Annotated in this window: 20 protein-coding genes and 1 tRNA gene; 7 read left to right on the plus strand and 14 right to left on the minus strand. The window is 68.3% G+C overall.

Annotated features, from left to right (window positions below; all coding sequences use genetic code 11):
• Positions 1-55: 55 nt before the first annotated feature.
• Positions 56-472: a hypothetical protein gene (locus A4X16_RS18245; protein WP_067118183.1), complete on the minus strand. Its 417-nt coding sequence runs from the start codon at positions 470-472 to the stop codon at positions 56-58.
• A 104-nt stretch (positions 473-576) separates the two neighbouring features.
• Between A4X16_RS18245 and cmtR the strand changes: the two genes are divergently transcribed.
• Both cmtR and A4X16_RS06610 read left to right on the plus strand, forming a co-directional pair.
• On the plus strand, positions 577-951 hold the full coding sequence (gene cmtR / locus A4X16_RS06605) for a Cd(II)/Pb(II)-sensing metalloregulatory transcriptional regulator CmtR (RefSeq protein WP_067118186.1): 375 nt from the start codon (positions 577-579) through the stop codon (positions 949-951).
• A gap of 206 nt (positions 952-1,157) precedes the next feature.
• Positions 1,158-3,041, plus strand: a complete 1,884-nt coding sequence (locus A4X16_RS06610; RefSeq protein WP_067118189.1) for a heavy metal translocating P-type ATPase — start codon at positions 1,158-1,160, stop codon at positions 3,039-3,041.
• A 94-nt stretch (positions 3,042-3,135) separates the two neighbouring features.
• Here A4X16_RS06610 and A4X16_RS06615 read toward each other — a convergent pair whose 3' ends face one another.
• The 4 genes from A4X16_RS06615 to A4X16_RS06625 form a co-directional block, all read right to left on the minus strand.
• A complete protein-coding gene (locus tag A4X16_RS06615) occupies positions 3,136-4,077 on the minus strand; it encodes a cation diffusion facilitator family transporter (protein ID WP_067118192.1) in 942 nt (313 codons plus the stop codon).
• Positions 4,077-4,448, minus strand: coding sequence for an ArsR/SmtB family transcription factor (locus tag A4X16_RS06620; RefSeq protein WP_067118194.1), 372 nt, complete (start codon positions 4,446-4,448; stop codon positions 4,077-4,079). Before A4X16_RS06620 ends, A4X16_RS06615 begins: the two co-directional genes overlap by 1 nt.
• A 236-nt stretch (positions 4,449-4,684) precedes the next feature.
• The gene (locus A4X16_RS18475) at positions 4,685-5,062 is read right to left on the minus strand and encodes a TatD family hydrolase (protein ID WP_197491789.1); all 378 of its coding nucleotides are present in this window, start codon (positions 5,060-5,062) and stop codon (positions 4,685-4,687) included.
• A gap of 147 nt (positions 5,063-5,209) precedes the next feature.
• On the minus strand, positions 5,210-6,739 hold the full coding sequence (locus A4X16_RS06625) for an amino acid permease (protein ID WP_067118197.1): 1,530 nt from the start codon (positions 6,737-6,739) through the stop codon (positions 5,210-5,212).
• Positions 6,740-6,922: 183 nt separating this feature from the next.
• Here A4X16_RS06625 and A4X16_RS06630 point away from each other — a divergent pair, with 183 nt between their 5' ends.
• Positions 6,923-8,248, plus strand: a complete 1,326-nt coding sequence (locus tag A4X16_RS06630) for an MFS transporter (RefSeq protein ID WP_082914331.1) — start codon at positions 6,923-6,925, stop codon at positions 8,246-8,248.
• An 18-nt stretch (positions 8,249-8,266) separates the two neighbouring features.
• Here A4X16_RS06630 and A4X16_RS06635 read toward each other — a convergent pair whose 3' ends face one another.
• The 7 genes from A4X16_RS06635 to polA all read right to left on the minus strand — a co-directional run bounded on the left by A4X16_RS06635 (position 8,267) and on the right by polA (position 17,554).
• Positions 8,267-9,079, minus strand: a complete 813-nt coding sequence (locus tag A4X16_RS06635; RefSeq protein WP_067118200.1) for an arginase family protein — start codon at positions 9,077-9,079, stop codon at positions 8,267-8,269.
• Between the two features lie 62 nt (positions 9,080-9,141).
• Positions 9,142-9,897, minus strand: coding sequence for a formylglycine-generating enzyme family protein (locus A4X16_RS06640; RefSeq protein ID WP_067118203.1), 756 nt, complete (start codon positions 9,895-9,897; stop codon positions 9,142-9,144).
• On the minus strand, positions 9,894-10,652 hold the full coding sequence (locus A4X16_RS06645; RefSeq protein WP_067118206.1) for an SGNH/GDSL hydrolase family protein: 759 nt from the start codon (positions 10,650-10,652) through the stop codon (positions 9,894-9,896). The genes A4X16_RS06640 and A4X16_RS06645 overlap by 4 nt, the downstream gene beginning before the upstream one ends.
• 36 nt (positions 10,653-10,688) lie before the next feature.
• Positions 10,689-12,041, minus strand: a complete 1,353-nt coding sequence (locus tag A4X16_RS06650; RefSeq protein WP_067118209.1) for an MFS transporter — start codon at positions 12,039-12,041, stop codon at positions 10,689-10,691.
• 39 nt (positions 12,042-12,080) lie between these two features.
• Entirely contained in the window at positions 12,081-13,115 is a 1,035-nt protein-coding gene (locus A4X16_RS06655; RefSeq protein ID WP_067118212.1) for an LLM class flavin-dependent oxidoreductase, read from the minus strand.
• A gap of 54 nt (positions 13,116-13,169) precedes the next feature.
• Positions 13,170-14,846 (minus strand): DUF885 domain-containing protein, encoded by a 1,677-nt coding sequence (locus A4X16_RS06660; protein WP_067118215.1) that lies wholly within the window; start codon positions 14,844-14,846, stop codon positions 13,170-13,172.
• A gap of 74 nt (positions 14,847-14,920) precedes the next feature.
• Positions 14,921-17,554 (minus strand): DNA polymerase I, encoded by a 2,634-nt coding sequence (gene polA / locus A4X16_RS06665; RefSeq protein ID WP_067118218.1) that lies wholly within the window; start codon positions 17,552-17,554, stop codon positions 14,921-14,923.
• 44 nt (positions 17,555-17,598) lie between these two features.
• Here polA and A4X16_RS06670 point away from each other — a divergent pair, with 44 nt between their 5' ends.
• A complete protein-coding gene (locus tag A4X16_RS06670) occupies positions 17,599-18,027 on the plus strand; it encodes a hotdog fold thioesterase (protein WP_067118221.1) in 429 nt (142 codons plus the stop codon).
• On the opposite strand, the gene A4X16_RS06675 is transcribed toward A4X16_RS06670, so the two are convergent.
• Positions 18,002-18,565 carry a GNAT family N-acetyltransferase gene (locus A4X16_RS06675; RefSeq protein WP_067118224.1) on the minus strand — a complete coding sequence of 188 codons (564 nt, stop codon included), beginning with the start codon at positions 18,563-18,565 and terminating at the stop codon, positions 18,002-18,004. The genes A4X16_RS06670 and A4X16_RS06675 overlap by 26 nt on opposite strands.
• A gap of 3 nt (positions 18,566-18,568) precedes the next feature.
• Positions 18,569-19,189, minus strand: coding sequence for an ANTAR domain-containing response regulator (locus A4X16_RS06680; protein ID WP_067118227.1), 621 nt, complete (start codon positions 19,187-19,189; stop codon positions 18,569-18,571).
• 100 nt (positions 19,190-19,289) lie between these two features.
• Here A4X16_RS06680 and A4X16_RS06685 point away from each other — a divergent pair.
• From A4X16_RS06685 to A4X16_RS06695, 3 genes are all read left to right on the plus strand, one after another.
• A tRNA-Leu gene (locus tag A4X16_RS06685) sits at positions 19,290-19,372 on the plus strand.
• Positions 19,373-19,458: 86 nt separating this feature from the next.
• Positions 19,459-19,671 carry a DUF2945 domain-containing protein gene (locus tag A4X16_RS06690; protein ID WP_067118230.1) on the plus strand — a complete coding sequence of 71 codons (213 nt, stop codon included), beginning with the start codon at positions 19,459-19,461 and terminating at the stop codon, positions 19,669-19,671.
• Between the two features lie 49 nt (positions 19,672-19,720).
• Positions 19,721-20,974, plus strand: coding sequence for a lipase family protein (locus tag A4X16_RS06695; RefSeq protein WP_082914334.1), 1,254 nt, complete (start codon positions 19,721-19,723; stop codon positions 20,972-20,974).
• The last annotated feature ends 13 nt before the right edge of the window (positions 20,975-20,987 follow it).

Consider the following 20,987-nt stretch of genomic DNA (forward strand, 5'->3'; position numbering starts at 1 on the left):
CGTCGATCTGCATCCGCGTCAACGCACGGACGAAAACGGCATAAAAGCCGGAGAGTCAGGTTCGAGACACCTGCAACTCGGAGGGAGCATGTCGCAACAGATGCAGATGACGCACGCTCGGGCGCACCGTGACCCTCAGGGCGAACTGCTCCGCGCGCACAGACGTGAGTGGTCTGGTTCTCAGGAACCGTCCGAGCACCAGCATGCCGAAGAACACACCGACCATGCATGCGACAGCGACCATCTCGGACGATCCTGTCAAAGCTTGAGAGGAGCTGTCTTCATCTGTGTGCTCGTGGGCGACGTACGAGATTGTCGTCGAGGCGGACGCCGAAGCCGTCGCCTCAGCATGAAGGTTGCTTCCGATTCCGAGAACCACGAGCAGCGCAACGATGAGGCTGAAGATGAATCGCGTCGCCGACGAGCGGAACGGGACGAGCGCCGAACCATCGGAGTCAGTTGGCGGCATCATCTCTATCAGTCTAACCGCCCCTTCTGCCGTCAACCTCAACGCACTTGGCCGACCTCGGACGGTCGACCACTAGGATATGTCAGTGGGTGATGTATAGTCATTGTATGCTGACCATTGCCTCCCGTCTCGACGTGATGAACAGGCTCGGGCGGGCGATGGCCGACCCGACACGTTCGCGCATCCTGCTCGAACTCCTTTCTGGGCCGGGGTACCCGGCCCGCCTTTCGGAATCGCTGGGCTTGTCCCGCACGAACGTGTCGAACCATCTGGCGTGTCTGCGCGGGTGCGGGATCGTCGTCGCGACCCCGGAAGGACGCCAGACGCGGTACGAGATCGCAGATCCTCACGTGACGAAGGCGATCACGATTCTGGTGAACACGGTGCTCGCCGTCGACGACGGTGAGCCCTGCACCGACGAAAACTGCGACGTCCCCCTGTGCTGCGCACCGACCGACTCGAACCCGGAGGACAACCGATGAGCGAGGAATGCTGCGGCCCCGACGACGCACGCCCCACGAAGACCATTCGGCGACTCGAGCTACGTCAGCCTTCTGCGCCCGGTGACGCGTGCTGCAGCCCCGAACCGACGGCCAGAGCATCACATGGATCGTCCATACGCCACGACGGCGATGCATGCTGCGGGCCAGCCGGGACTGAAAGCGAGCACGACGAAGCCGAGCACGAGGTGCGACCGCCACTATGGCGCGACACCGCCCTCCTTCCCTCCGCTATCGGCGGAGTGACACTGCTCGCCGGTTATCTCTTCGAGTGGACAGGGTTCCCGATCCCCGCGCTCGTGCTGCAGTCGGTCGCGCTTCTCGCCGGTGCCTACACCTTCGTTCCCGGAGCGATCCGCCGCCTGGCACGCGGGCGCCTCGGCGTGGGCCTCTTGATGACCATCGCCGCCATCGGTGCCGTAGCCCTCGGGCACATCGGAGAGGCGGCCGCCCTCGCCTTCCTGTTCTCCCTCGCCGAAGCCCTCGAGGACCGGGCAATGGACCGGGCCAAAGAAGGCCTACGCGCCCTGCTGTCGCTGATCCCCGACACGGTTCGGGTGTCTCGCCTCAACGGCGACGTGACGATTCCTGCTGCGGAGGTCCGCGAGCTCGACATCCTCATCGTCGGAGCCGGAGAACGCGTCGCGACAGACGGCGTCGTCGTCGAGGGCCGCTCCGGCATCGACACCTCGGCAGTGACGGGCGAATCGATCCCCATCGAGGTCGGGCCGGGTGACGCGGTCCCCGCAGGATCCGTGAACGGCGCCGCGACCCTGCGGATCGAAGCGACCGCGGACGGCCGCGACAACTCCCTGACGCAGATCGTCGAGCTGGTCGAGCAGGCGCACGCCCGCAAGGGCGAGCGTGCACGTCTCGCCGACCGGATCGCCCGCCCCCTCGTGCCGGCCGTGCTCATCATCGCCGCGCTCGTCGCCGGGTTCGGGTTCATCGTCGGCGACCCCGGTCTCTGGATCGAGCGGGCGCTCGTCGTCCTCGTCGCCGCATCGCCCTGCGCACTGGCCATCGCCGTGCCGGTCACCGTAATCAGCGCCATCGGCTCGGCGTCGAAGTTCGGTGTCGTCATCAAGTCCGGTGAGGCCTTCGAGCAGTTCGGCACCATCCGCACCGTCGCGCTCGACAAGACCGGCACCCTCACTCGCAACGAGCCGGAGGTCGTCTCCGTGGCCACCACCCAGGGACGCTCCCGCGAGGACATCCTCGCCTTCGCCGCCGCGCTCGAGAACACCAGCACCCACCCGCTCGCTGCCGCCATTACCCGCGCCGCCTCTGACACCTTCGCGGCGACGGATGTCGTCGAAGACGCCGGCCACGGCCTCACCGGTCGCGTCGGCCCGACCCGAGTGCGGGTCGGGAATACCCGCTGGCTGTCAGACCTGGGAGAACTCGCCGGGCCCGCGGACGAGATGGCCGGCGACGGGATGACCGTCGTCGTCGTCGAGACCGATGGTCGGGTATCGGGCCTCATCGGCGTGCGGGACGAACTGCGCCCCGAAGCGGCCGAGACCATCTCCCTGCTCGACGAGCAGGGCATCCGCACCGTCATGCTCACCGGCGACAACGAGCGGACGGCGCGCGCCCTCGCCGCTCAAGCAGGCGTCACCGACGTGCGCGCCGAGCAGCTCCCCGCAGACAAGGCGGCCGCCATCTCGTCACTCGCCGCCGAGAGCCCGACCGCGATGGTCGGCGACGGCATCAACGACGCCCCCGCCCTCGCAACCGCGACCGTCGGCATCGCCATGGGGGTGAAGGGCTCAGCCGCCGCCATCGAGTCCGCGGACATCGCGTTCACCGGCAACGACCTGCGCCTCATCCCCGCAGCCCTCGCCCACGCCCGTCGCGGACGCCGCATAATGACCGTCAACATCGCTCTCGCCCTGGCCATCATCATCGTGCTGTTCCCCCTGGCCCTCTTCGGCGTGCTCGGCCTGGCGGGCGTGGTGTTAGTCCATGAGGTGGCCGAAGTCATCGTGATCCTCAACGGTGTCCGCGCCGCCCGACGAACCGGACGCGCAACTCTAAAGGTTTCAGCTGGGCGGCCCGTCCTCGCGTAGGCGATTGCCCGAAGGCGATGCCCTATCTGCACCCGAGGAAGCTGGACCAAGCAAGATCGGACAGACGCCTCGCAAAGAAAGAGTCTGCAGTCCGTTACGCGTGCCGGGTCGAAGCGGACTCTCCGTCTCTCACCTGCTCGGTCTCCAGCTGGAACGTGGAGTGAGTGACGGCGACGTCGAAGTGTTCCGCAACGCACTCTCGGACGTCGCTCAGCACCTGCATGGCATGACCGTCCTCGAAGCACTCGTCCTTCACAACAACGTGGGCACTCAATGTCGGGAGCCCAGTAGCGACCGTGGAGGCGTGGATGTCGTGCACGTCGACGACGTGCTGCTGGCGGAGGATATGAGCCCTCACCTCCTCGAGATCCAATCCCTTCGGCGTGAACTCCATCAAGACGGCTCCAGTCTCTCGCATCAGAACGAATGCGCGCGGGACGATGAGCGCAGCGATGAGAATGCCAGCGAGGGCGTCAGCCTGCTGGAATCCCGTCGTCGCGATCACGATTGCTGCGACGATGACGCCCAGCGAGCCGAGCGCGTCGTTGAGGACTTCAAGGAACGCCGCGCGCATGTTGAAGTTGGCGCCACGGCTGGATGCGAGAACGACGATGGCGATGATGTTGGCAGCGAGCCCGATGATGCCGAAGACGAGCAGCTCACCGGCTGGCACCTCGGGAGGCTCGAACAGGCGTCTGATCCCCTCGATCGCGGCGTAGGTTCCTACAGCGAGCAGCAGCGCCGCCTGGGCGAGAGCCGCGATCACCTCGATCCGCCGGAAGCCCCACGTGCGTTTCGCGCTTGCAGGCCGCAACATCAGACTCGCGGCGATGAGCGCAACCAGCAGACCGGAGGCGTCGGTGACCGCGTGCGCCGTATCGGTGAGGAGCGCCAGGCTACCGGTGATGACGGAACCGACGGCCTGGGCTGTCACGATTGCCGCGGTGATGATGAAGGTGATCCAGAGCCGACGACGGTAGTCGCCGGGCATGCCCACCTCCGTCAGAACGGGGCCGTGCTCGTGTCCTGCACCCATCAGTTCTCTCCTCGGTACTCGCTGCGGAGGTGCGCACAGAGCGCGAAGTCCTTGCCCGTTGCTCCCAAGAGCGCTTCCGCAGCCACCGTCACATCGCGCACCGCCTGAGGGTGGACCAGCGCGTACCAGGTCGCGCGCCCGTCGGGCCGGGCGGAGATCAGACCGCATTCGGAAAGGAAGCTCAGGTGCTTGCTCACGGTCGACTGGGCAAAGCCCATGTGCTCGACGAGATCACGCACTCGATGCTCTCCCGATGCGAGATGTTGGACGATAGCGAGCCTTGTGGAATCCGCGAAGGCATGAAAGAGATGTGCGTAGGCATCGGTTGCCTCGGAGTCCACGCTGCTGAAAGAGCGGTCTATCATCGTCATGCGACGATGATAGACCGCTCTCGCATCGCCTACCAAGCCTCGCCCGGAACTGATAAGGACACTCACTTTCATCGCACCGTGTGGTCTTCAGCGACGACCGGGATTGCCGAGGCGTCAGCGTCGGCGAAGGCCCGCTTGCTCGAGCAGAGCGGCCCCGTTGCCCCGCCGCGACGGGCCTGCTGAGGTGTTCGAATACCGCCTGCCGAGTCGTATCAAGTCCCGTGCGGACGTCCACGTCATCCAGGAGCGCGCGCAGCGTGCGCCAGGGTCGGATCCGAGCTTTCTGCGGCTGAACTCCCCAGAGCGTTGCGCGTCCGGATTCGGACAGCGCGACCGCTCCAGGTCGGTCGCCTCCGAGTGCCTTGAGGTCGGTCTCGAACAGGATTCGGCCTGAGGGGTATGTGTTCGAGTGCACCTCTCGAGGAGATCATCGCAGGCGGAACGGAGAAGTGGCATCCGAGCCGGACGGCGTCTTCGGTGAGTTCCGGTGCACCTGTCCACCAGTGCAACACGACGCCTTTGACCGGTGTTCGATGCGACTCTCGTAGCAGTCGGAAATGCGCCCCTGAACTGTGGACACTTACTGATGCGGGGTTGGTCTTGCCGTTGCGCAAGACCAGCTTGATCCACCGCCCGCGTAGCGCAACGGCGTCCGCGCATCAGTCGGCGTCACCATCCCCTGCCCCGCCGTCTTCCGGTGAGCGCGGGACGCAACTTGGAATACCCCCAATGGACTCACCATCAATTCATGAAGATGTCGCTCACGGAACGGGGCCCACTCCTCCCTCGCTGCCACGCGACGGACCCTGATGATCCGCCTCGGCGGTGCGAGGCGCGGCCGCACCGTGTACGGATGCATCGCGACGTCCGAGAGTCCGACGCACCAACGGCCACAGGACGACGAGCGCCCCTGTCGCGATCAGACTCGTCCACACCTGCGTGCGACCGCTCTCGGTGGTCAGCATGATCACGACCACTCCCGCGATGCAGGCGATCAGTGCGTAGTTCGCCCACGGGTACAACCACGTCTTCGACGTCAGGGCGTTCACTTCCTCGGGAGCCATCCTGCGGCGCAACCGCATCTGGGTCAGGGCGATGAAGACGTAGACGAAGAGGGCGACGAGGCCCGCCGAGTTCATGATGAAGTCGAAGATGCCTGAACCCGGGGTGAGGACGTTGACCAGCGCTGCCACCAGTCCCCCGATCGTGGAGGCCATCAGCGCCCACACCGGAACGCCGCTGTGCGAGCGCCGGGCGATCACCCGAGGTGCGAATCCCTGTTCGGCAAGCGCTGACAGCATCCTCGATGCCGAGTAGAGACCGGAGTTGAGCACCGAGATCACGGCGGTGAAGATCACGAGCTGCATGATGACGCTCGCGCCGGGCATCCCCACCAGTGAGAGCACGTAGGTGAACGGCGCATTCGCGACATCGGTGGGTACCGGAAGCTCGTCCCACGGGACGATCGTCACGATCACAAGCACCGATCCGACGAAGAACAAGAGGATGCGCCAGATGATGGTGCTCGTGGACTGCCGAACACCTCTGGCCGGGTCCTCTGATTCCGCGGCGGCCATGACGGCGATCTCCGTGCCGAAGTACGAGAAGATCACGAGCGCCACGCCGGTCACCGCCGCGCCGAGGCCGTTCGGCGCGAATCCGCCGTGCTCCCAGAGATTGCCGAGAGAGCTGCTCGTGTTGGGCCATAGCCCGAGCGCGAACAGCCCGCCGGCGACGAGGAACACCACGATCGCGAGGACCTTGATGCTCGCGAGCCAGAACTCGACCTCGCCGAAGGTGCGCACCGAGATGACGTTCGTGATGACGAAGACCCCGAGGAGGATCACGGACCATATTCCGGAGGGCACTGTCGGAAACCAGGAGTGCATCGTCTCCCCGCCGAGCACAGCCTCGTATGCGAGAACGCCGACCCAGAAGTACCAGTACAGCCATCCGACGAGATAGGCCGCCCAGTCTCCGAGGCCGAGGCGTGCGTACTCCATGAAGGAGCCGACCGCCGGCCGCGATGCAGCCATCTCCCCCAACATCCGCATGGCCAGGAAGACGAGGAGACCTCCGATCAGATACGACAGCACGGCCGCGGGGCCGACCGATCGGATGACGTTCCCCGACCCCACGAAGAGACTCGCCCCGATGATCCCGCCCAGGGTGATCATCGTCACGTGACGCGGCCGCAGCTTCGTCGCCGACCCCCTCTCCTGCGACGGCATCCCGGCGGACGTCTGCGCCGAGACAGGGTCGTCCCAGGGCGTGCGGGGTGAGTCGGTCATGGGCGCGCCTTCCTCCGGAGTCAGGCGAGCCTATGTATGGCTCGCAGTTCGAGCCTAATGGAGTCACGTACACCTCATCCGAGGACGCTCAAGGAGCATTCGGGTACATCGATATCTCTCACGGCGACGCATGACCTCGGGTGCCGGCGCGAGCCTGTACCGCGGCAGGAGTAGCGTGGAGGGGTGCGTCCGATCCCCTCCTCCCCCGCGTCGACGCCGGGATGGAGAGGCTGGCTGATCTGGTCGGTCGGCGTCGCGGCCTACGTGCTCGCGATCACGAACCGCACCTCACTCGGAGCCGTGGGAGTCGATGCCGCCGATCGATTCCAGGCGGACGCGTCGACCCTCGCGCTCTTCGCGGTCGTGCAGCTGGCCGTGTACGGCGGCATGCAGATCCCGATCGGCATCCTCCTCGACCGCTACGGCTCGCGCCCGATCATGACGATCGGAATGCTGCTGATGGCCGCGGGGCAGCTCACCATGGCACTCTCCCCCAGCATCGGCATCGCGATCGTCGCGCGCATCCTCCTGGGCGCGGGCGATGCGGCGATCTTCCCCGCGGTCCTGCGCCTCGTCGCCACCTGGTTCCCCGCTCAGCGCGGACCGATCATGGTCCAGTTCACCGGGATCATCGGCCAGGCCGGTCAGCTCGTCGCGCTCGTCCCCCTCGCCGCGCTCCTGCACGCCACCACCTGGACGATCACGTTCGGCAGCGTCGCGGGACTCGGCGTCCTGTTCACGGTCCTCGTCTTCCTGCTCATCCGCAACCACCCCGTCGAGCGGGGGGCCGACGTCACCGTCGATACCGACACCGGCGTCATCCGCGTCGTGACGTCGTCGATCGACACGGGTGTCGGCATTCGAGCAGCATGGGCCCACCCGGGAACGCGTCTCGCGTTCTGGTCCCACTTCACGACGCCGTTCGCGGGAACGGCCTTCGTCCTCCTCTGGGGGATGCCGTTCCTGACCGCCGCCCAGGGCCTCGACACTGCGCACGCGGCCGGGATCATCTCCGTCTACGTCGTCGCCGGCATGGCCCTCGGTCCCGTGATCGGCGACCTCTCGCGTCGGCTGCCGAACCATCGCTCGCTGGCGCTCGTGCTCCCGGCCGTCGGTGTGCAGCTGGTCGCGTGGGTGGCGGTGATCGCGATGCCGGGTCCTGCACCGCTGTGGATGCTCTACGTCCTGGCGGTCGCCCTGGCGACGGGCGGCCCCGCCAGCATGATCGCGTTCGATCACGCGCGCACCCACAACCCGTCGCACCGCCTCAGCACCGCGACCGGCGTCACGAACGCCGGCGGCTTCATCGCCGCCCTCATCGCGATCTTCCTCATCGGACTCGCGCTGGACCTGCAGGGAGCCGGTACGCCGGAGACGTACTCCCTCGAGGCGTTCCGTGTGGCGTTCCTGATGCCGATCCCGCTCTGGCTCCTCGGAGTCGTCTTCATCGTGCTCGAGCGCAAGCGCACCCGCATCCGCATGGGACTCGACCCGGATCGTCGACGCTGAGCCGATCGTCGCAGGGCGTCAGCGCACGAGGTGCTGGAAGGTCTCGAGGATCAGCTCGACGCTCACGCGCTCAGGGACCTCCTCGTCGCCGGCCTCGAACTCGGCGAGCTCCACGCCCTTGACGGATCCCGCCGGCAGAGCGGCGAAGATGGCGGCGATCTCATGCGGCAGCAGGCCGTCGGCGACGCGGTACGCCGCCGGGATGAATCCGGGCTCGAGCACGTCCCAGTCGACGTGGATCCACACCGGGCGCCCGGCGATCAGCTCGGCCACGCGCTCGGGCGTGCTGTCCGCCGGCGCGAGCACGGTGACGCCGGCCTCTTCGAGCAGCTCGCCCTCCGTCGCGTCGATGTCGCGCCCGCCCACCACGATCACCTGCGCGGGATCGAGTCCGGCGCCGTGACCGCTGTCCCAGAGTCCGCATGCCGCGGCGAGCACCATGCCGCCGAGGTACCCGGAGTCCGTCGAGTCCGGGGTGTTGAAGTCGCCGTGCGCGTCGATCCAGAGCACGACGGCGTCGGGGTGGCGCTCGGCGACGGTGGGGAGCGTCCCGAGGCTCGCGGCGCACGTGTTGGTCGCGAGGATCGGGGTCGCGCCCGCGTCGAGCGCCGCCCGCAACGCGTCGCGGAGTCCGTGCAGCGTCTCCTCCGCCTGCGGCAGCGCAGCCGACCAGTCATCTGTGACCGCCGGGGAAGGCGTGCCGATCACCGTCTGGTCGAGCCCGAGCAGGGTCGACAGCGCGGCGCCGACGCGTTGGGCGCCGACGAGGGCGCCGTCCGTGCGGTCGGCCACGCGGCCCTGGGAGACGATGAGCGAGTACGGAGAGGTCATGCCCTCAGCTTTCCACCCCGGCGAGGTGGCGAGCAAAACGACGTGGCGAGCGTGGCGACGCGTCAGCGTTGCGGACGACGGAGCGGGGTCCATCCGAACGGCACGGGCCCGTCGACCACAGCTCGCTCCTGGTCCGCGCGCGCGGACCATCCCTGGGCTGCGCCGACGGCATCGAAGGCTCCTCTGGCGACCCGCAGTCCCACGTCCTCATGGTGCATCCGCGGAGCTCCTCCCCGGCGGACGGACGCTCGGACGCTCCAGGCATCGTCGGCGAAACCGCCTCCGCGGAAGACACGGTAGTCGTCGTAGCGCGCGGGATCGAGGAGATCCCAGCACCATTCCCACACATTGCCGAGGGTGTCGAAGAGACCGTGCAGATTCGGGAGCTTTCCGCCGACGTCCTGCGGCGTCGCGACGCCGTCGGCGCTCGTCCACGCCGCGTCGGCAAGCGGTGCATAGTGCGGACCCGCGGATCCGGCGCGGCACGCGAACTCCCACTCGGCCTCGGTGGGAAGGCGGTAGCCGTCGGCAGTGGTATCCCATTCGACGTCCTCCCCGTCGAAGCGATAGACCGGATCCAGGCCCTCCCATTCGGAGGCCGCGTTGCAGAAGTGCACGGCGCGGAGCCAGCTGACGTCCGCCGCTGGCCGTCGAGGATGTCGTGACGGAATGGGAAGGATCTCGGCGAACTGCTCCTCCGTGATCGGGAAGACGCCGATCTCGAAGCCCTCCAGATCGACCACCCGCTGCGCTGCGCGCCGTGCATCGTGCAGGGTCACCCGCCCGGGCGGGATGCGCCGCAGCTCGATGTCCGTCATGGACGGGGCGTCCGTTCGACCCAGTCGGGGTACTTGGCCGCGCGGCCGTCGCCGGACGAGGTCCTGGTGACGCGGCGCCGGACCCACGGCCCGACGAACTCGCGGTAATAGGCGAGGCCCGCAGGCCCTGCCGCGCTCAGAGCGGTCGGCGACCACCACGTCGCGTCGGGCTCGAATCCGAGCGCATGGAGCACGCGCGCGGCGACGCGGTGGTGACCGGCGGCGTTCATGTGCAGTCGGTCCTCGGACCAGTACGGCGCCTGCGCGAGTTCACGGTCGGGCCAGTTCAGGGCCCGCACGACGTCCGGCCGGCCCTCGATGCGGCGCAGAACCGCCTCGGACAGCAGGTCGCCGCGCTTCTGCACGAGCGACCCCATGGGCAGCTGACCGCTCGGGTTCGCACCGGAGAGGAGGATGAGCGTCACGCCCTCCTCGTCGCACCGCCGCAGCACCCGGCTGAAGGCATCCGCGATGTGCTCCAGGTCGGTGCGCGGACGGAGCATGTCGTTGCCGCCGCCGTTGAAGGAGAGGTGCGTGGGCCGCAGCGCCAGCGCCGGTTCGAGCTGCTGCTCGACGATCGGCCAGGCGAGCTTGCCTCTGATGGCGAGATTCGCGTAGTGGATGCTGTGGCCGGAGGCATCGGCCCAGCCCTGCGCGACGAGATCGGCCCAACCCCGCTCCCGGCCGTCGGGCAGCACGTCGCCGACGCCCTCGGTGAAGGAGTCGCCGATCGCCACATAACGTACGTCTGTCACCGCATCAGCCTATTGCGCTGCACCGACACCGGAGGCTCAACGGTCGTCGAGGGCCTCCCCGCCCCTGTCGACGAGGCCCCACGCGGCTGCGGCCGCGACGATGAAGCATGCCCCGAACACGACGAAGACGAGGGGCGCTCCCCCGGCGACCAGCATCACCGGCACGGCGAGAGGGGCGACGATCGACGCGATGCGCCCGATGCCGGCGGCCCAACCTGCCCCGGTGCCGCGCAGGGATGTGGGATAGATCTCCGGGGTCACGGCGTACAGGGCGCCCCACGCGCCGAGATTGAAGAACGACAGCGCCATCCCGGAGGCGATGATGGCCGCCTCGACCGTGGACGTGCCGAAGAACACCGCAGACACGGCGGAGCCGACCAGGAAGACCGACAGGGTGACCCTCCTCCCCCAGACCTCGATCAGCCAGGCGGCGACCGCGTACCCGGGAAGCTGCGCGAGGGTGATGATCAGGGTGAAGCCGAACGACCGCACCAGGTCGAACCCCGCATCGACGAGGATGCTGGGGATCCAGATGAAGGCGCCGTAGTACGCGAAGTTCACGCAGAGCCAGACCACCCACAGACACAGCGTGCGGACGCGGAACTCCCCGTTCCACAGTGAGGCCAGACGCGCGCGTGACGTCACGGCGATCGCTCGCGATGCCGGTTCGCGGCGGATCGCGGGCGCGGGTACGACGCCGGCATCCGCCTCGAACGTCGAGACGATCCGGTCGGCCTCCGCGATCCGTCCGCGGGACGCGAGCCAGCGGGGGGACTCCGGCAGTCCCCAGCGCACGATCAGCGCGTAGACGGCGGGGATCGCACCCAGGGCGAATGCCCAGCGCCAGCCGTCCGCGGATGCCGGGATGACGAAGTATCCGATCAGTGCCGCGGCGGTCCATCCCACTGCCCAGAACGCCTCGAGGATCACGATCAGCCGCCCCCGGATGCGTGCGGGCGCGAACTCGCTCACATACGTCGAGGCGACGGGCAGTTCCGCGCCGAGACCGAGACCGACGAGGAACCGCAGCACCAGCAGCGCGGCGATGCCGCCGACGAGAGCGCTCGCTCCTGTCGCGACCCCGTAGACGAGCAGCGTGAGGGCGAACACCTGGCGGCGGCCGAGACGGTCGGCGAGCAGTCCGCCGATGGTCGCGCCGAGAGCCATCCCGAGGAAGCCGACGGATGCGATCCAGCCGGCATCCGTCTTCGTGAGGCCCCACTGCTGAGTGAGTGCGGCGAGGATGAACGAGATGAGGCCGACGTCCATCGCGTCGAGCGCCCACCCGACACCCGAGCCCGTCAGCAGCCGGAGATGGCGTCGGGTGAAGGTCAGATCGTCGAGGCGTCCCGCGAGAGAGGCGCGGCTCGGCAACGAGGTGTGGGCCATTCCCTCATCGTAGGGCTCGTGGGACGCCGCCCGACGCGCTCAGTCGCGGTCGGCGAGCAGCCTGCGGACCCGCGGGATGACCTCGGAGCCGTAGAGCTCGACGCTGCGCATCATCGCCTCGTGCGACAGCGTTCCCGTGGCGTACTTGAGGTCGAAGCGTCCGATCCCGAGCGTGGTGACCGTGTCGGCGATCTTCGCTGCCACACGATCGGGCGATCCGGCGTAGAGAGCGCCGGCGGGGCCGAGATCGTTCTGGAACCGCGCGCGGCTGTAGGGCGGCCACCCGCGCTCCCTGCCGATCGTGTTGTTCATCGCCTCGAAACCGGAGTACGCCTGCTCCCAGGCCTCCTCGTCGGTGTCGGCGATGTGGCCCGGCGAGTGGACGGCGATCGGGTGCGACGTCGTCCCGAACGAACCGACGGATCGGTGATAGAGGTCGACGAACGGACGGAATCGCCCCGCAGGACCGCCGATGATCGCGAGCATCAGACCGAGTCCATGGCGCGCCACACGCACGACCGACTCCGGGCTGCCGCCGACGCCGACCCACGTGCGCAAGCCCTTCTCGGTCTTCGGGAACACCTCGGCGTTCTCGAGCGAGGGCCGCATGGTGCCCGACCACGTGACAGGCTGCTCCTTCAGCAGTTCGACGAAGAGCTCGAGCTTCTGCTCGAAGAGCGCGTCGTAATCGCGCAGGTCGTACCCGAACAGCGGGAACGACTCGATGAAGGATCCGCGTCCGAGAACGACCTCGGCGCGCCCGTCGGACAGCGCGTCGAGCGTGGAGAACCGCTCGAAGACGCGCACCGGATCGTCGGAGGACAGCACGGTGACCGCCGTGCCGAGACGGATGTTCTTCGTCCGCGCTGCGATGGCGGCGAGTACCATCTCCGGCGACGACACCGCGAACTCCTTGCGGTGGTGCTCCCCCACCCCGAAGAAGTCGACGCCGACGCGGTCGGCCAACTCCGCCTGCTCCACGACGTTGCGGATCGTCTGCGCCCCGGACAGCAGCTCGCCGTCCTCACCGCGGGTGATGTCTCCGAACGTGTCCAGTCCGAACTCGATGTCCATGTGCGCCTCTTTCTATTCACACGAATGAACACCGGGTCGGATGGAAGCATTCCCTCAGCGCGTCAGCAGCGCGGTGCGCAGTGTGTCGAGGCCCACCCCGCCCATGTCCAGCGCACGCTTGTGGAACTGCTTGACGTCGAAGTCAGCGCCCTTCTCCGCCCGATACGCGTCACGCACCTGCTCCCAGATGCGCTGGCCGACCTTGTACGAGGGTGCCTGTCCGGGCCAGCCGAGGTAGCGGTTGACTTCGAACTGCACGAACTGATCCGACATGTTCACGTTCCTGCGCATGAACTCCAGCGCATAGTCCGCGTCCCACGTGCCCTGGCCGTCGAGCCGGGGCTTGCCGAGGTGCACGCCGATGTCGAGCACGACTCGAGCCGCGCGCATCCGCTGGCCGTCGAGCATGCCGAGTCGATCCGCGGGGTCGTCCAGATACCCGAGCTGCTGCATGAGGCGTTCGGCGTACAGAGCCCACCCTTCCGCATGACCGGAGGTGCCCGCGAGCAGGCGGCGCCAGCTGTTGAGCTCGGCGCGGTTGTAGACCGCCTGCGCGATCTGCAGGTGGTGTCCGGGGACACCCTCGTGATAGACCGTCGTCAGCTCGCGCCAGGTGTCGAACTCGGTGACGCCTTCGGGCACCGACCACCACATGCGGCCAGGACGCGAGAAGTCGTCCGTCGGACCGGTGTAGTAGATGCCGCCCTCCTGCGTCGGGGCGATCATGCACTCGAGCGTGCGGATCGCCTCCGGGATGTCGAAGTGCGTGGCGCCGAGCTCGGCGACCGCACGATCGCTGGTCTCCTGCATCCAGCGCTGCAGCGCCTCGGTGCCGACGAGCTTGCGCGAGGGGTCGGCCTCGAGGTGAGCCACGGCCTCTTCGACCGAAGCGCCCGGGAGGATCTCCCTCGCGATCGCGGTCTGCTCGGCGACCATGCGCTCGAGCTCCTCGCGACCCCACTCGTAGGTCTCGTCGAGATCGATCGTCGCGCCCAGGAACCGCCGCGAGTTGAGGGCGTAGAGCTCCCGGCCGACGGCGTCCTGCTCGTTCGCGGCCGGGGCCAGCTCCTCGGCGAGGAACCGGCGTAGCTCGTGGTACGCGACGCGTGCGGCGGCGGAGTTGTCCGCGAGGGTGCGGGCGAGCGATGCGGGCAGGTTGCCGTCCTCCGGCGCGGCGTCGGCGACGAACGCCGCGAAGAAGCCGTCGTCGGCGGTGTACCGGTCGATCTGGGTCGCGACCTCGACCACCTGTCGGCGGGCCGGCGTCACGCCGGCCGCGATGCCGGCCCGCAGCGTCTCGGTGTAGCCGCGCAGAGCGTCGGGCACGGCTGCGAGGCGGGTGGCGATGACGGACCAGTCGTCCGCGGACGCGGTCGGCATGAGGTCGAAGGCGGAACGCACGTCCTGCGCCGCGGACGCGATCACGTTGAGTTCGCGCAGGTGCCACTGCGCGTCGTGCAGCTCGAGGTCGAGGCTGAGTTCGGCGGAGAGGTCGGCCTTCGTGACCTCGTCGATCGCGTCCGTGGGCTCGAGGGCGGACAGCGTGGCGAGCGTCTTCCGAGTGGCTGCCGCGATCTCATCGTGTCCGGCGGGGCTCAGATCGCCGAACCGGTCGTTGACCTCGTCGCGACCGATGTAGGTGCCGAGCGTGGGCGCGAGCACCGCGATGGTGTCGACCCAGTCGTCGGCGACCTTGTCGATGGCGGAGGGGGTACGCGGAGAAGACGTCATCCCTTCAGCGTAGCCCGCCTCCCCACACGCAACATATCGGCCCGTCCGCGTCGCCGATCCGTGCGAGTCAGCGATCAGTGCGCTGCCTCGTTCCAGTCGTCGCCGCGGCCGACCTGCACGTCAAGCGGCACGGAGAGATCGGCGGCGTCGCCCATGCGCGACCGCACGATCTTCTCGGCGGCGTCCCACTCCCCCGGAGCCACCTCGACCACGAGCTCGTCATGGATCTGCAGCAGGACGCGTGATCCGAGGCCCTCGCGGCGCAGGTCGTCATGGATGTGCAGCAGCGCGATCTTCATGATGTCCGCAGCGCTGCCCTGGATCGGCGCGTTGAGCGCGGCGCGCTCCGCGTTCTCCCGCAGCACGCGGTTGGGGCTCGCGAGGTCGGGGAACGGACGGCGGCGGCCGAAGATGGTCTCGGTGTAGCCGACCTCCTTCGCCTTCATGACGGATGCCCGGAGATAGTCGCGCACCGCGCCGAAGCGGGCGAAGTACTCGACCATGAGCTGCTTGGCCTCCGACTGCTCGATGCGCAGCTGCTTCGACAGGCCGAAGGCCGAGAGACCGTAGACCAGACCGTACGACATGGCCTTGACCTTCGTGCGCATCGCGGCGGTGACGTCGGCGGGGTCCACCCCGAACACCCGAGCGCCGACGAAACGGTGGAGGTCCTCGCCGCTGTTGAACGCCTCGATGAGGCCTTCGTCACCGGAGAGATGAGCCATGATCCGCATCTCGATCTGGGAGTAGTCCGCGGTGAGGAGCGACTCGTACCCGTCGCCGACGCGGAACGCGCTGCGGATGCGACGCGATTCCTCGGTGCGCACCGGGATGTTCTGCAGGTTCGGGTCGGTGCTCGACAGCCGACCCGTCTGGCTGCCCGTCTGCACGTAGGTCGTGTGCACCCGGTGATCCGCGCCGATCGCGGTGTCGAGGGACTCGATGATCTGTCGCAGCTTCGTGGCCTCGCGGTGCTGCAGCAGCAGCCCGAGGAACGGATGCGGGTGCGACTCCTGGAGATCCGCCAGCACCGCGGCATCCGTCGAGTACCCCGTCTTGGTCTTGCGGGTCTTCGGGAGCTGCAGGTCGTCGAAGAGCACCTCCTGGAGCTGCTTGGGCGAGCCCAGGTTGAACTCGCGTCCGACGATGCCGAACGCGTCCTGCGCGATCGCATCCGCTCTGGTGGAGAGCTCGCCCGAGAACGTCGACAGGATGTCGTGGGAGACGGCGACGCCGGCGACCTCCATGTCCGCCAGGGTGAGCACAGTCGGGAGCTCGATCTCGGTCAGCACCCTGGCCACGGACTCCGGGATGTCGTCCCGGAGGGCGGCCGCGACACGCAGCGCGAACCATGCCTCCTGGGACGGCGTGGCGCCCTCGGTCTCGGGCACCAGCTGCGAGGGGTCGGCCTCGGGAAGCTTCTCACCCAGGTAGCGCTCGACGAGGTCACCGAGGGTCTTGTCGGGGAAGCTCGGACGCAGCAGCCAGCCGGCGAGGCTCGTGTCGTAGGCAAGGCCGCCGACGCGGATGCCGAGACGCCCGAGCGCCTTCACCTGCGGCTTCGCGTCGTGCAGCACCTTCGGGCTGTCGGACTCGATCCAGCTCCGCAGCGTCGATGCGGCATCGTCGCTCCAGTCGACCTCGCGCAGCTCCGTCTCCGTCGCCACTCCGAGACGGGTCGGGGCTCCGCCCTGGGTGAGGAGCCGGAGGGCGACCTCACCCTGCTGCGCCTCCGCCCATGCGAGCATCTCGGCGGGCGTCGACTGAACCGGCACGGGCATCTCGACCACCGCGGCCGGGTCGTCGGCGACCTCGCCGGCACCGACGGCCTCGAACACCCGCGGAAGAAGCGTGCGGAACTCGAGGCGGGCGAAGATGTCGCGCACCGCCTGGGCGTCGATCGGGGTCACTGCGAGATCGTCGGGCGCGACAGGGAGCTCGACATCGCGCAGTAGACGGTTGAGCTTGCGGTTGCGACGCACGTCGTCGATGTGGTCGCGGAGGTTGCCGCCGACGACCCCCTTGATCTCCTCGGCCCGGTCGAGCAGATCGTCGAGGGAGCCGAACTGGGTGAGCCACTTGACGGCCGTCTTCTCCCCCACCTTCGGGACGCCGGGAAGGTTGTCACTGGTCTCGCCGACCAGCGCCGCGATGTCCGGATACTGCTCGGGGCGGACGCCGTAGCGCTCCTGGACCGTCGTCGGGTCGTAACGCTTCAGCTGCGAGACCCCCTGGACGTTCGGGTACAGGAGGGTGATGTCGTCGGTGACCAGCTGGATCGTGTCGCGGTCGCCCGACACGACGAGCACGTCGTAGCCCTGTTCGGCGCCCTGCGTCGACAGCGTGGCGAGGATGTCGTCGGCCTCGATGCCCTCTTTCGTGAGCACGGGGATCGACATCGCCGCGAGGCAGTCCTGGAGGAGTGGGATCTGACCGCGGAACTCCTGCGGCGTCTCGGACCGGGTGGCCTTGTACTCGGGGTACTCGTCGGTGCGGAAGGAATGACGGGAGGTGTCGAAGGCGATCGCCATGTGGGTCGGCTGCTCGGCCTTGATCAGGTTCACCAGCATCGACAGGAAGCCGTAGATGGCGTTCGTGTGCTGGTTGTCCTTCGTCGTGAAGTTCTCGACCGGGAGGGCGAAGAAGGCGCGGTAGGCGAGCGAGTGGCCGTCGACGACCATGAGGGTAGGCTTTGCGGAGTCCGTCACCCTGTCAGCCTAACGAGGACCACTGACACCCGCAGAGGAGAACCATGAGCGAGACCGCCACCAGCCCCGGACTCGACTGGGCGACCGCCCGCGGCATGGGCGCCCTGGCCCAGAAGATGGGCATGGAGTTCCTCGAGTTCAGCGTCGAGCGCAGCGTCGCGACCATGCCCGTCGAGGGCAACACGCAGCCGGTCGGCCTCATGCACGGCGGCGCCTACGTCGTCCTCGGCGAGTCGCTCGGATCGATGTCCGCGAACCTGCACGCCGGCCCCGGACGCCTCGCGGTCGGCGTCGACATCAACGCCACGCACACCCGATCCGCCACGTCCGGCGTGGTGACCGGCGTCTGCACGCCCGTGCACCTCGGCCGCAGCATCACCGTGCACGAGATCGTCGTCACCGACGATCAGGGGCGGCGCTGCTCGACGATCCGGATCACCAACATGATCAAGGACGCTCCCGCGGCGAGCTGAGGGGCTCCTCCAGCAGCAGCTGGAAGAGGATGTGGTCCTGCCACTCCCCCGCGATGTGCAGGTATCGCGGAGCGACGCCGATGCGCTCGAAGCCCGCGCCGAGGAGCACCCGCTGCGACGGCACGTTGTGCAGCAGTGTCGCGGCCTGCAGCCGGTGCAGCCGGATCTCGGTCGTCGCGTACGCGGCGACCTGCGACACCGCCCGTGCGGCGATCCCACGGCGGAGACGGGTGCGGTCGACCCAGTAGCCGAGGTCCGCGCTCCGGAAGGCGCCGCGCACGATGTTGTTGAGGTTCATCCGGCCGCGGATGCGACCGTCCGAGGATTCGATCACGAATCTCACGGCCCGTCCGTCGGCGGCATCCATCAGGGTGTGCTCGACGTGACGCTCCTGAGCCGCGACCGTGAAGAAGTCCTCGTCGCGCAGCGGCTCCCAGGGAGCCAGGTGCTCGCGATTGGCGAGATACGCCCTCGCGAGCTCCGCGCCGTCGCCGGCACGCACCGGACGCAGGGTGTGCTCCGCGTCGAGCGGCAGCACCGACTACTTCTTCGGAGCGAGCTGCTCGATGATCGCCTTCGCGACGTCCTGCATCGTGAGACGGCGGTCCATCGACGCCTTCTGGATCCAGCGGAACGCCTCGGGCTCCGAGAGCCCCATCTTCTCGTTCAGCAGACCCTTCGCGCGATCGACCAGCTTGCGGGTCTCGAAGCGCTCGACCATGTCGGCGACCTCGGCCTCGAGCGTGATGATCTGCTCGTGGCGGGCCAGGGCGATCTCGATCGCGGGGAGCAGATCGTTGGGCGTGAACGGCTTGACGACATAGGCCAGCGCACCCGCCTCGCTCGCACGCTCGACGAGCTCTTTCTGGCTGAACGCGGTGAGGAGCACGACGGGGGCGATGTTGCCCTTGTGGAGCTTCTCGGCCGCGCTGATGCCGTCGAGCTGAGGCATCTTGACGTCCATGATGACGAGATCCGGACGCAGCTCGGTCGCGAGGGCGACGGCGGTCTCGCCGTCTCCTGCCTCGCCGACGACGTCGAAGCCGTTGTCGCGGAGGATCTCGACGATGTCGAGACGGATCAGCGACTCGTCCTCGGCGACGACGACGCGTCGGGGTGCGGATGCCGTGGGCTGCTCAGCTGCCTGTTCTTGCTCGGTCACACCACCATCCTAGTGGAGAGCGTCTCGGAGGACTCCGAGACGCTTCGCGCGGGCGTCGTCCCGATCGGCTCTGCGATACAGTCGAAGGCGCGACACACGAGCCGGCGTGGCGGAATGGCAGACGCGGAGCACTCAAAATGCTTTGTCCGAGAGGGCGTGTGGGTTCGAGTCCCACCGCCGGCACCGAGGGTCGACGAGCGAGCGGGACGACGGCGGCCGCGTCGTCAACCCCATCCTGCGACCGCCGTTGAGTCCCCTAGTCTCCAGGCATGGCAGACATCTCGACAGGCGATCGCGTCAGCTGGAACACCTCTCAGGGCCGCACCAGGGGGAAGGTCGTCGAACGGAAGACGCGCGACTTCACCTTCGCGGGGCAGCATTTCACGGCATCCGCCGACGAACCCGCGTACATCGTGGAGTCCGAGAAGTCGGGCGACAAGGCGGCGCACAAGGGGTCCGCGCTGCGGAAGCTGAAGTCCTGAACCGCCTCCGCCACTGGCCCGTGCGCACCTCATGCACTAGACAGAGGGCATGAGCGCTCGCGCCAGACCGGACATCTGGAATCGGACCAGAGGCCGGCGGCGCGTGTTCCTGGCGATTCTCGCGATCGTGGCGATCGTCGCCGGCGTCCTCTCCGTCGATGCCATCCGTCGGCACGTAGAGGAGGAGGCGGACCTTCGGACCGACGCCGCCTTCTACCGCGCCCCCGACCCGCTGCCCGCCGGCGAACCCGGAGAGGTCATCCGCGTCGAGGAGATCGCGAGTGCTCCTCTCGGATCCACCGCCTGGCGGTTCCTCTACCATTCGCGCGACCTCGACGGGGAGGATGTCCCGGTCTCCGCGATCGTGATCGTGCCCGACGCGCCCCCACCCGCCGACGGGCGCACGGTCGTCGCCTGGGGGCACCCGACGACCGGCGCCGCCGTGACGTGCGCGCCCTCGCTCGATCTCGATCCGTTCCAGCTCATGGAGGGCGTGCACGAGTTCTTGCTCGAGGGCTATGCCGTGGTCGCCACCGACTATCCCGGCCTTGGCGTCGCTGCGGCGTCCTCGTACCTGCTCGGCATCCCGGAGTCGAACAGCGTCCTCGATGCGGTGCGTGCGGCCAGGGCCATCCCCGAGACCCGCATCGGCGACGAGTTCGTGCTCTGGGGGCACTCCCAAGGGGGTCAGGCCGTGCTCTTCGCCGCGGAACGGGCGGCGCAGTATGCGCCGGAGCTCGATCTCCTCGGCGTCGCCGTCGCCGCGCCCGCGGCCGATCTCACGGAGCTCATGAGCGACGACATCATCGACGTCTCCGGCGTCACGATCGCGTCCTACGCGATTCCGGCATACCAGGCGGCGTACGCGGACCGGTACTCCCCCGCGGAGCTCGCCGCCATCCTCACGCCGGCCGGGGCCTCGGCGACGCCCGAGATGGCGGCGCTGTGCCTGCTGTCCGAGAACGCCCGCATCCACGCGATCGCGGATCCCCTCATCGGCCGCTTCGTGACGAGTGATCCGGCGACGACCGAACCGTGGCGGACCCTGCTCGAGGAGAACAGCGCCGGCGGCTCGCCGATCGAGGTCCCCGTGTTCGTCGGCCAGGGGCTCGCCGACCGGCTCGTCCGCCCCGAGGCGACGGAAGACTACGTCGAGCTGCTCTGCACGCAGGGTGCCGATGTCCGGTTCCTCCGGTACACCGACGTGGACCACGGCTTCGCCGCCTACGCGGCGCTGCCCGACATGCTCACCTGGCTCTCGACGGTGACCGCCGGCGCGAAGCCCCCGAGCGACTGCCGGTGACCGCGACTCACCA

This window comes from Microbacterium sp. H83 (genome assembly GCF_001650405.1).
Lineage (GTDB): Bacteria > Actinomycetota > Actinomycetes > Actinomycetales > Microbacteriaceae > Microbacterium.